At 59.8% G+C, this 11,098-nt stretch carries 7 protein-coding genes; all 7 read left to right on the top strand.

The window, feature by feature from the left end:
• Positions 1-127 precede the first annotated feature (127 nt).
• On the top strand, positions 128-979 hold the full coding sequence (locus EU556_RS06775) for a carbohydrate kinase family protein (RefSeq protein WP_135432392.1): 852 nt from the start codon (positions 128-130) through the stop codon (positions 977-979).
• A gap of 112 nt (positions 980-1,091) precedes the next feature.
• Positions 1,092-4,286: a SusC/RagA family TonB-linked outer membrane protein gene (locus EU556_RS06770; RefSeq protein ID WP_135432390.1), complete on the top strand. Its 3,195-nt coding sequence runs from the start codon at positions 1,092-1,094 to the stop codon at positions 4,284-4,286.
• A 19-nt stretch (positions 4,287-4,305) separates the two neighbouring features.
• Positions 4,306-5,787, top strand: a complete 1,482-nt coding sequence (locus EU556_RS06765; protein WP_135432388.1) for a RagB/SusD family nutrient uptake outer membrane protein — start codon at positions 4,306-4,308, stop codon at positions 5,785-5,787.
• Positions 5,787-5,930 (top strand): hypothetical protein, encoded by a 144-nt coding sequence (locus tag EU556_RS25990; RefSeq protein WP_167855483.1) that lies wholly within the window; start codon positions 5,787-5,789, stop codon positions 5,928-5,930. Before EU556_RS06765 ends, EU556_RS25990 begins: the two co-directional genes overlap by 1 nt.
• A gap of 58 nt (positions 5,931-5,988) precedes the next feature.
• On the top strand, positions 5,989-7,251 hold the full coding sequence (locus EU556_RS06760; protein ID WP_135432386.1) for a sugar MFS transporter: 1,263 nt from the start codon (positions 5,989-5,991) through the stop codon (positions 7,249-7,251).
• 52 nt (positions 7,252-7,303) lie between these two features.
• Positions 7,304-8,740, top strand: coding sequence for a glycoside hydrolase family 30 protein (locus tag EU556_RS06755; RefSeq protein WP_135432384.1), 1,437 nt, complete (start codon positions 7,304-7,306; stop codon positions 8,738-8,740).
• 213 nt (positions 8,741-8,953) lie between these two features.
• Positions 8,954-11,086, top strand: a complete 2,133-nt coding sequence (locus EU556_RS06750) for an RICIN domain-containing protein (protein ID WP_135432382.1) — start codon at positions 8,954-8,956, stop codon at positions 11,084-11,086.
• Positions 11,087-11,098: the final 12 nt, after the last annotated feature.

Raw genomic sequence — 11,098 nt, 5'->3', positions numbered from 1 at the left:
TTTTTTGTTTATATAAATCGTTTGCAGTCAATCAATTACAACTTTTTCATTGATTGAACACATTTTGAAAGATTTGTGAATGCCCTCGGCGGCGCGGAAGTAGACTTTTGCTAGCACTACTACCGCTATGAATCCTTCACCCGCCATCGTTTGCATAGGGGAATTCCTCTGGGACATGCTGCCCGCCGGCCGCCAGCCCGGCGGTGCGCCCTATAACGTAGCGGTGCAACTGCAACGGCTAGGCCACCCAGCCCAGCTTATCAGTCGGGTTGGGGAGGATGAATTAGGGGCTGGCCTGCTGGCTGAGCTGGAGCAACAAGGCCTTAATGGTCAGCTGATCCAGCGCAGTGAAACCCACCTGACGGGCGTGGTGAAAGTAACGCTCAGCTCCGGCCCGCGGGTGTACAAAATTGTAGAGCCCGTAGCCTGGGATTACCTCCAGCACACCGATGAACTTCGTGCCGCCGTAACCGAGGCGCGCATGGTAGTGTACGGCTCGCTGGCAGCCCGCAGCGCCACTACCCGCGAGACACTGTACCGTCTTCTGCAGGTGGCCCGGTTCAAGGTCTTCGACGTGAACCTGCGCCCCCCGCACTACACCCGCACGGTAGTAAAGTACCTGCTCCGGCAAGCCGACTTAGTAAAACTCAGCGAGCAGGAGCTGGCCGAAATCATGGGCTGGCTAGGCCAGTCAAGCGCCGAAGCTACTGCCCTACCCTGGCTGGCGGCGCACTTCAACCTGGAAGCCGTGTGCCTGACCAAAGGCGCCGCCGGCGCGACCCTCTGGTACCGCAATGAACTTATAAGTGAACCTGGCCACCCAGACTCTACAGAAGAGTCTCTGGGCACCAGCGACGCTTTTCTGGCGGCACTGCTCACGCACTGGGGCACTCATAGTGCCGCCGAGTGCCTACGCGCAGCTTTAGCAGCCCGGCCGCTTGGCACCGCGCCGCCCGTGCCCGCCGCTTCTTTCCCCTAGGCCTCTTCTGTGCTGGCCTTCCTCCTAGCTCATTCCCGATTAGCTGCCTCACTTCAGGGTGATGGTAGTTTCCAGATTCCCCTTTAGTCCCACTTCTTAATCCCCCTCTTCTATGCCGTTTTCACTACAATTCCCACACGGCTCTGGCTTCCGTAGCCGCCTTTGGCTTACGCCAGCGGTGGGCGGTGTGCTCCTTTCGGGCCTCACTCTAGCGCAGCCGGCAGTAGCCGCGGCTGCCCCCGCCGCCGCCAAGCGCGATGCTGCTTCCCTGGTAAACAGCCCCGTGAGCGGGCGTGTAGTTGACGCCAAAGGCGAAGGCCTGCCTGGCGTAACGGTGCTGCTGGAAGGCACTACCCTGGGCAGCGCCACCGATGCTACCGGTGCCTACACTATTGCCAACGTACCCGCCGGTTCTTACACCCTAGTGGTGTCTTCGGTGGGCTTCACCACTTCCCGCCAGGCTATTACCGTTGTCGACGGCCAGCCCACGCAGGTTGCCAGCGTTACCCTCAACGAGGATACCCAAGCCCTGAAAGAGGTAGTGGTAGTAGGCTACGGTACCCTAAGCCGTCAGGAGTTGACCACTTCCGTGGCCTCCGTTTCGGCGCCGCAGATTGAGCGTCAGCGCGTAGCGGGCTTCGACCAGGCCCTGCAAGGCCAGGCGCCTGGCGTACAGGTAACGGCCCCCACGGGTGCCCCCGGCGCGGGCATCAACGTGCGTATTCGCGGTAACAGCTCCATCACCGGCAGTAACTCGCCGCTCTACGTTATCGACGGCGTACCCGTACTGCCGACTTACGACCGGGAGCTGAGCGTGGGCAACCAGAAGCCCAACCCCCTCAACACCATCAACCCCGCTGATATTGAGTCAATTGACGTGCTCAAAGACGGTGCCGCCGCTGCTATTTATGGTGTGCGCGCCGCCAACGGTGTAGTGGTTATCACCACCAAGCGTGGTAAGTCGGGCAAGCCGCAGGTTGGCCTGAATGCTTACTACGGTGTGCAAGAACTGCGCAAGAAGCTAGATGTGCTGGACTCCCGCCAGTTTGCCGAGTACTACAATGAGTCGCAGATCAACGGCGGCGCAGCCCCTGGCTTCACCGACCTGAACAACCTGCCCTACAACACCGACTGGCAGGATCAAGTATACCGCTCGGCGGCCATTCAGAACTACCAGCTGAACGTGAGCGGCGGCACCGACAAAACCCGCTACTACGTGGCTGGTGGCTACTTCAAGCAGGACGGTATCATCCTGAATTCAGGCTTCGACCGCTTCAACTTCAAGCTGAACTTTGATCAGCAGGCGGGCACCAAGTTCCGGGTGGGCACCAACATGAACATGAGCCGCACCAACACCAACGGTAGCGTGCGCAGTGAGCTAGGCCTAGGCAACTCGGGTACCGTACTGGGTACGCTGGCTCAGATTCCGACCATTCCGGTGCGCGACGCCAACGGCGTGTACGCCACCAACCCCTTCTCGCTTTCCGACAACCCCGTTGGTAACCTCCTTGAGACCAGCAACAAAGCCGTTACCAACCAGGTAATCGGCAACCTGTACGGCGAGTACGACATTCTGAAGAACCTGAAGTTCCGTTCGTCGCTGGGCATCGACTTCCGCACTCAGCTGGAGAACGAGTTCATCACCCGTAACTATCCCGGCACATCGCGGGCCGATGCTTCTACGCGGGGCAGTGGCCGCACTGGCACCACCCAGCAAACCATCTGGCTGTGGGAGAACACGGTGACGTATAACCCGCAGTTGGGTGAGAAGCACAACCTGCAACTGCTGGCCGGCCAGTCGGTGCAGGAGTCGAACCGCTTTGCTTCCAACGCTTCGGTGCGGGGCTACGCTTCTAATGCCGTGCCCTACCTCTCGGCCGGTACGGAGCGCCTGGGCACCAGCAGCTATGAAGAAGAATGGGGCCTAACCAGCTTGTTTGCCCGTGCTATCTATAGCTTCGATGACCGCTACCTCGCTACGCTGAGCTTGCGCCAGGATGGCACTAGCCGCTTTGACCAGCACTACGGCTACTTCCCAGCCGTAGCCCTAGGCTGGCGCATCTCCAAGGAAGCCTTCTTCCCCCAGAACACGCCTATTTCTGATTTGAAACTGCGCGGCAGCTTTGGTATTAATGGCAACCAGGAGCTGGGCTACACTTACCAGCGCTTTAGCGCCTACAGCGCCGGCTCCAACTACGCGGGCAGCGGCGGCACCATTCAGGGTGGTATTCGCCCCGACCGAATTGGCAACCGCGACCTGAAGTGGGAAACCTCCAAGCAGTATGACTTGGGCCTCGACCTGGGTATGTTCAACGACCGGTTGACGTTCAACTTCGACGCCTACCAGAAGCGCTCCAACAACCTGTTGCTGAGTGTGCCGCTGGCCCCCAGCACTGGCGCCGAGCAGCTGAACATCATCCAGAACGTGGGCACGGTTGAAAACAAGGGTCTGGAATTCAACCTGGCTACAACCAACGTACAGGGCGAAAACGGCGGCTTCACCTGGACCACCAACCTGAATGCCTCACTCAACCGCAACAAGGTTATTGACCTAGGCACCCTGGTGAACGACCAGAACCAACTGGTTGACCGCACCATCATCAACAGCAACAGCATCACGCAGAAGGGCCAGCCCCTGGGCGTGTTCTACGGCCATCAGGTGCAGGGAATCTTCCAGTCGGAAGATGAAATTAAAGCGGCACCCACGCAGCCGGGCAACCCCAAACCAGGTGATATCCGCTTCGTGGACGTGAATGGTGACAAGAAGATTGACAACAACGACCGCACCATCATTGGCAACCCCAACCCCAAAGTAATTGGGGGCGTGACGAACACCTTCACGTTCAAGGGCCTTGATCTGAGCGTGTTCTTCCAGGGCAGCTTCGGCAACGACATTTACAACGCCAACCGTCAGGCCCTGGAGTCGCTGACCGGTCCGGTGAACCAGCTCACCACGGTGCTCAACCGCTGGACTCCCAACAATACCAACACCGACATTCCGCGGGCAGTCTTCAACGACCCCAACAACAACGGTCGGTTCTCGTCGCGTTGGATTGAAGATGGCAGCTACGTGCGTCTGAAAAACCTGACGCTGGGTTACACACTGCCCACGGCTCTCACTAGCAAAGCCCGGGTAGGTAGCCTGCGCGTGTACGTGAGCGGTCAGAACCTCCTCACTTGGACGGACTACTCGGGCTACGACCCAGAAGTAAGCGCCGACCCTTTCTCTTCCACCAGCATCGGTCGCGACTTCGGCGTGTACCCACAATCCCGCACTTATACCGTTGGCCTGAACGCCACTTTCTAAGCTGAGCTCCGCCCTTCCCATGAAAAAGATACTTATTCCTGTTTTTGCGTTGGCCCTGCTCGGTAGCTGCGACGTCCTGGACAAGCAGCCCCTGCCAACTATTGCGCCCGAAAACTTCTTCCAGAATGCTGACGATGCCGAAGCAGCCCTCACGGCCGCTTACGACGCCCTGCAGGCCACTGGCCTTTACAGCCAAGATCTGGTAGTAGTGGGCGAGATGCCCTCCGATAACTGCACCAGCACCAACGGCGACGTAACCACGCTGGACCGCATCAACTGGACGCCCACCACCAGCCAAGTAACCAACATCTGGCGTGCTGCCTACATCGGCATTAACCGCGCTAACGCGGTGATTAAGTACGTGCCCAACGTATCGATGGCAGCCGAGCGGAAAAACCAGATTCTGGGCGAGGCCTACTTCCTGCGGGCCCTGCACTACTACAACCTGGTGAAGCTGTACGGTGCCGTTCCACTGCGCCTCGACCCTACCGAAACCGGCGACCCGTCTGTTATTGCGCTGCCCCGTACCTCATCTGAAACGGTATACGCGCAGATTGTTACTGATCTGACCACCGCCGATGGTCTAGCACCGGCCACCAACACCAACCGCGTAACAAAGGGAGCCGTGAATGCCCTGCTGGCTAAAGTGTATCTTACACAGCGCCAGTGGGCCCAAGCCGTAACGGCCGCCAACAAGGTTATCAACTCCGGCACGTATTCGCTGTTGCCCAACTTCAAGGGCTTGTTCCCGGCTGAAAACAAAGCCCCCGAAACCATCCTGGAAGTGCAAAACCAGGGCAACGCCGATGGCAACAACATCCTGCCCGACCTGGTGCTGCCCTCGCCCCCGGCAACCTACTCGTTCCCGAAGTTTAACATCCCAACCGCCGAACTGCTCCAGTACGCCGATACCTCGTCGTTCTTGGCAGGCGGAACCCGCAAGCCCAACGCCGACAAGCGCTGGACACTGGTGGGCCGCACCAACGCGGGTCGTGACTACGCTAGCTTCGTGTACAGCCGCAGCAGCACCGCCAACGACAACGGCGCATTCGTGTACAAGTGGCCCGGTGCTCCCAACGCGTTTAACAGCCCCGACAACACCTACATCCTGCGCTACGCCGACGTACTGCTGATGTATGCCGAGGCTGCTAACGAACAGAGTGGTCCTTCGGCCGATGTGCTGGCCAAGCTTAACCTCATCCGGACCCGCGCCGGGCTGCTCCCGCTTACTTCGGCCTCGCCCCAGTACGCCAGCAAAAAGGCTATGCGTGATGAAATCGACCGTCAGCGCCGCCTGGAGCTAGCCTTTGAAGGTGAGCGGTGGTATGATTTGCTGCGCTATGCCCGCCACAACCAAGCAGAGGCTGGTGCCCACTCCATAACGGCTCTCGACCTGATTCAGGAGAAGGTAAGCCGTCCGGACGCGAACTACCTGCTGTTCCCCATTCCGCAGGGCGAGATTAACAACAACGCCCAGCTCCAGCAGAACCCTGGTTACTAGTGCTTTTTCGGCCCGGCGGTCTGCAAGCTGCCGGGCCGATTTTGGTTGCTACCACTAGCAGTGGCCTAGGCCACTTGCAGGTTGATTTCGCTCCGCTGTATCCGCTAGAGTCAGCGGAGTTCCTGGGCCGGCCCTGCGATTAGGGGACGCGGGCCGGCCAATCGGGAACCACTTTCCTCCCTTTCTTCCCCTACTGCTTGTATGGCTGCTCCTATTTCCGCATCCACCTTACCCCGGCCCGAGGCCACTACTGAAGAGCCAACCCCGCGCTACACTTCGGCGTTGGCGTCCCTCACCGTGTTGTTCTTTATGATGGGCTTCATCACCTGTCTGAACGACATCTTAATTCCGTATCTCAAGGCTATTTTCAGCCTCAGCTATACTCAAGCCAACTTCATTAACCTGTGCTTTTTCGGGGCCTACTTCGTGATGGGCATTCCGGCGGGCAAGCTGGTGAAGCGCATTGGCTACAAGGGCGGCATGCTCGTGGGCTTTTTGATTGCAGCACTGGGTGCCTTCCTGTTCTACCCCGCGGCCGAAAGCCGCTCGTATGGCCTGTTCCTGGGTGCGTTGTTCGTGCTAGCTACTGGGGTGGTGCTGCTGCAAGTAGCCGGCAACCCTTACGTATCTATTCTGGGCCCCGCCCGTTCGGCTCCGGCCCGGCTTACCCTCACCCAGGCCTTCAACTCCCTGGGTACCACAGTGGCCCCGCTGCTAGGCACGGCCTTTATTCTCTCCAATCTGCCCGACCTGGAGTCGGCATCCGCGGCGGCCATTGATGTGCGGGCCGTGCAGGTGCCTTACCTGGGCATTGGCGTAGTGCTCATCGTGATTAGCGTGCTGCTAGGCCTGCTTAAACTCCCCACCATTACGCTGGCCCAGACCGAGCACGACCCCAACCGCCGGGCCTGGCACTACCGCCATCTGGTGTTGGGTGTGGTGGGCATCTTCGCCTACGTGGGCGCCGAGGTAGCCATTGGCTCGCATATTGTGAGCTACCTAGGCCACTCCGATATCATGGGCCTCTCACCCAAACTGGCCGGCGACAAAGTGGCCTACTACTGGGGAGGCGCCATGGTGGGCCGCTTCTTGGGCGCTTACCTCCTGAACAAGTTCAACCCCGGCCGGCTACTGGCTTTCAACGCGCTGGGTGCCGTGGTGCTGGTGCTACTTTCCATCAGCACGCGGGGCGAGGTAGCCATGTGGAGTCTGCTGGCCGTGGGCCTGATGAACTCTATCATGTTTGCCACCATCTTCACGCTGGCCGTAGCCGGCCTGGGCCGCCACACCGAAGAAGCCTCGGGCCTGCTGAACGTGGGCATTGTTGGCGGGGCCGTGGTGCCCATGCTCTTCGGGCTGGTAGCCGATACCAGCACCCTCCGCTGGGCCTTCGTGCTGCCCGTACTGTGCTACGTGTACATTCTGTGGTACGGCCTCCGGGGTCACCGCCCAAGCCAAGCCTAGTTTCCTTGTCACTCAAGCCTTTGGGCTTTCTTACTCCTTCCACCCGTTCTGCATGTCTTTGCTCTCCAAACCAACTCTTTCGCTGGCCCTGCTGCTAGGTCTAGGCCTGGGCACCGGCTGCCAGCGCATGCCTCAGGCTGGCGCTTCCTCGGCCTCCATTAAGAAGGGCACCGCGGCTTTCTGGCTCACCAACCCCGATAAATCGGCGCTATTCCAAGCGCAAACGGCTCCGGCTTGGACCACCAACGCCGCCACCGGTACCGTTATCGAGGTAGACGATAAGCAGACGTTTCAGCCCATTGATGGGTTTGGCTACTGCCTCACGGGTGGCAGCGCCGAGCTGCTGCACCGCATGACTCCCGCAGCCCGCACCGCCATTCTGAAAGAGCTATTTGCTACCGATGGCAACAACATTGGGGTGAGCTACCTGCGTCTGAGCATTGGCGCTTCTGACCTCGACGCCACCGTGTTCAGCTACGACGACCTGCCCGAGGGCCAGACCGACCCCACGCTGGCCAAGTTCAGCCTCGCTCCCGATAAGCAGCACCTGATTCCAGTGCTGAAGGAGATTCTGGCCATCAACCCCACCATCAAAATCCTGGGCTCTCCCTGGTCGCCGCCCACTTGGATGAAGACCAACGGCAACTCCAAGGGCGGCTCGCTCAAGCCCGAGTTTTACGATGCCTACGCCCGCTACTTTGCCAAGTACGTGCAAGGCATGAAGGCTGAGGGCATCCGGATTGACGCCATTACGGTGCAGAACGAGCCACTCCACCCCGGCAACAACCCCAGCTTGCTCATGCTGGCGGAGCAGCAGGCCGAGTTTGTGAAGAAGAACCTGGGCCCCACGTTCAAAAAGGAGAAAATCGACACGAAAATTATCGTGTACGACCACAACGCCGACCGTCCTGATTACCCCCTGACCATCCTCAACGACCCCGAGGCTAAGCAGTACGTGGATGGCTCGGCTTTCCACCTCTACGCTGGCCCCATTGACGCCCTGAGCAAGGTACACGACGCTCACCCCGATAAGAACCTTTATTTCACGGAGCAGTGGGTTGGCTCAAAAAGCAAGTTCTCGGAGAACCTGCCCTGGCACATGCGCACCCTCATTATTGGGGCTACCCGCAACTGGGCCCGCACCGTGCTGGAGTGGAACCTGGCCGCCGACCCCCAGCAGAACCCCCACACGCCTGGCGGTTGCACGGAGTGCCGCGGCGCCCTCACCCTCGACGGCAACAACGTGACCCGCGAGGATGCTTACTACATCATTGCCCACGCCAGCAAGTTCGTGCGCCCCGGCTCGGTGCGCATTGGCTCCACTACTTCGGAAACGCTGCCCAACGTGGCCTTCAAAACACCTGGCGGCCAGCGCGTGGTAATTGTGCAGAACAACTCCAAAGAAACCCAGGCGTTCAGCCTTCGCCACGCGGGCAAAACCCTCAGCACCACGCTTAATGCCGGTGCCGCTGGCACCTACGTGTGGTAACCCCCCTCTTTTGCCGGGAGCTAGGCCATTGCTAGTGGCCTAGCTCCCAGGTATAGTACCCCTCCGACCTGATTACCTCCTGCCCCGACCGGCCCGCTGGCCCAGGACAGGAACAAGCGCTTAACGCGGAGCCACCTACTCCGCTTTCCCGCTGACTCTCCGGCCTCCCAAGGGCCTGTTAGTGCTTTTTATCACAACCAAAACCCCACCACCATGAACACCAGTACTTTTTGGAGCACCCGGGTGCCCCGCACCCTCAAATGCCTGGCGCTGCTGGCCGGCATAGGCCTAGGCCACTCCGCCGACGCCCAGAGCTTCCTGCGCGCCGATGGCGGCCGCATTGTGAATGCCAGCAACCAGGAGGTTATCCTCAACGGCATGAACCTGGGCAACTGGGCCGTGCAGGAAGGCTACATGATGAAAGTGGGTTGGCCCGGCCTCGATGGCAAGCAAACCCAGGGCAAGGTGAAGAAAACCCTCTACAACGCGGGCATGAGCGACGCGGCCGTGGAGACCTTCTACCAGAACTACCGCGCCAACTTCATTACCAAGCCCGACATCGATTACATTGCCAGCAAGGGCTTCAACTGCATTCGGCTGCCCCTGCACTACGAGCTATTCCTGACGCCCTCGCAGCGGGCCGTGCGCAACAGCGTGATGCGCGGCACCGTCACCTACGACTCGTACGTGAGCCAGCTGACGGGCTGGTACAACAACAATCAGCTCTTCACCGACCCTAACAACATGGCGGCGCTTAGCATGATTGACAATGTGCTGGCTTGGGCCCAAGCCAACCAGATGTACGTGGTGCTGGACATGCACGCCGTGCCGGGCTCGCAGGGTACCGATGCCAACATTGCCGACCAGATTGTGGCCAACGACCTCTGGAACCGCCAGATCAACCAGGACGTGCTCAACCGGCTGTGGGCTTTCATCTCAAACCGGTACAAAAACGACTCGCGGGTGGCTATGTACGACCTGATTAACGAGCCGAACAACTACCCCAACAACCAGAAAATCCACGATGTATTTCAGCGCCTGATTACCACCGTACGGGGGCAGGGCGACAACCACCTGATTCTGGTGGAAGGCAACGGCTGGGGCAACGACTACAACTACATGGAGCCGTTCACCTTCTCGAACCGGTCCAACCTAGTGTATAACTCGCACCGTTATAGCGGCACGGGCTACGAGATGGACAACGGCGTGAACTCCACCGGCGGCGGGCCCAACGACCTGCGCTTCATTGGCAACCTGCGCAACTTCCGCACCACCCACAATGTGCCCATTTGGGTGGGCGAGACCGGCGAGAATTCTGACACCTGGATGCGCGACGCGGCCAAAAACCTCAACTCGGTGGGCATTGGTTGGTGCCACTGGACCTACAAGCGCTTCGAGGACCGCAGCAACCCGGCCTTCATGCACATCAACCCGCCCTACGTGGTAGATGGCCCCGCGGGCCTGAACCAGGTACTCACCAACATTCAGTTTGCGAACTGCGTGCCCAATACTACAGTGGCGGCCGTATCGCCGAACCAGAACGGTATTGTGAACTACCCCGGCGGCGGCAACTACAGCGGTACTGGTGGCACCACCAGCAGCGGCCCTGCCATTGGGCGCATCTATGAAATCAGCTCCAAGAATGGCGGCAAGGCCCTGGAGGTGTCGGCTAGCTCCCAGAGCAACGGCGGCCGGGTGCAGCAGTGGGGCTGGGTAAGCGCGGCCAACCAGAAGTGGAAGCTGGTAGATGCCGGCAGCGGCTACGTGCGCATTGTGAACCTGAACAGCAACAAGAGCCTGGATGTGGCTGGCCCTAGCACCGCCGATGGTGCCTTAACTCACCAGTGGGACTGGCTGAGCCAGGATAGCCAATACTGGCAGATCATCAGCAATGGCGACGGTACTTACCGCATCATCAACAAGTACAGCGGCAAGGCTCTCGACGTGCAGGACAATTCCACGGCCGATGGAGCAGCCGTGCAGCAGTGGACCTACGGCGGCGGCAACAACCAACGCTGGTACTTCTCCGATCAGGGCGCTGCGGCCCGCGTTGCCTTGGCTACCACCTCGGCGGCCAGCGCTGCAACCGATGCTCGCCTGCAGGTGTACCCCACCCTGGCAAGCTCCGAGCTGAACCTGAGCTATAACGCGCCCGCCAACCAGCGCCTGCACTTGCGCCTGGTAGACCTAACCGGCCGGGTAATCAGCCAACAAACTGACCGCGCCGTGACTTCAGGTCAGAATCTGCTCAAGCTGCCAGTAGCCGCAGTGCGCGCGGGCACTTACCTCGTGCAACTCGACACCCCCGAGGGGCTGCTGGTGCGCCGCGTGGTAGTAGCGCATTAATCTGAAACCCGT

The sequence above is a fragment of the Hymenobacter fodinae genome, from assembly GCF_004745825.1.
Taxonomy (GTDB): Bacteria; Bacteroidota; Bacteroidia; order Cytophagales; family Hymenobacteraceae; genus Hymenobacter; species Hymenobacter fodinae.
The sequence above is the reverse complement of the archived record's forward strand: the minus strand, read 5'-3'. Positions and strand labels throughout refer to the sequence as shown.

Coding starts and splice junctions, on each gene's coding strand:
- EU556_RS06775 (WP_135432392.1), top strand. CDS start 128: ATGAATCCTTCACCCGCCATCGTTTGCATAGGGGAATTCCTCTGGGAC.
- EU556_RS06770 (WP_135432390.1), top strand. CDS start 1,092: ATGCCGTTTTCACTACAATTCCCACACGGCTCTGGCTTCCGTAGCCGC.
- EU556_RS06765 (WP_135432388.1), top strand. CDS start 4,306: ATGAAAAAGATACTTATTCCTGTTTTTGCGTTGGCCCTGCTCGGTAGC.
- EU556_RS06760 (WP_135432386.1), top strand. CDS start 5,989: ATGGCTGCTCCTATTTCCGCATCCACCTTACCCCGGCCCGAGGCCACT.
- EU556_RS06755 (WP_135432384.1), top strand. CDS start 7,304: ATGTCTTTGCTCTCCAAACCAACTCTTTCGCTGGCCCTGCTGCTAGGT.
- EU556_RS06750 (WP_135432382.1), top strand. CDS start 8,954: ATGAACACCAGTACTTTTTGGAGCACCCGGGTGCCCCGCACCCTCAAA.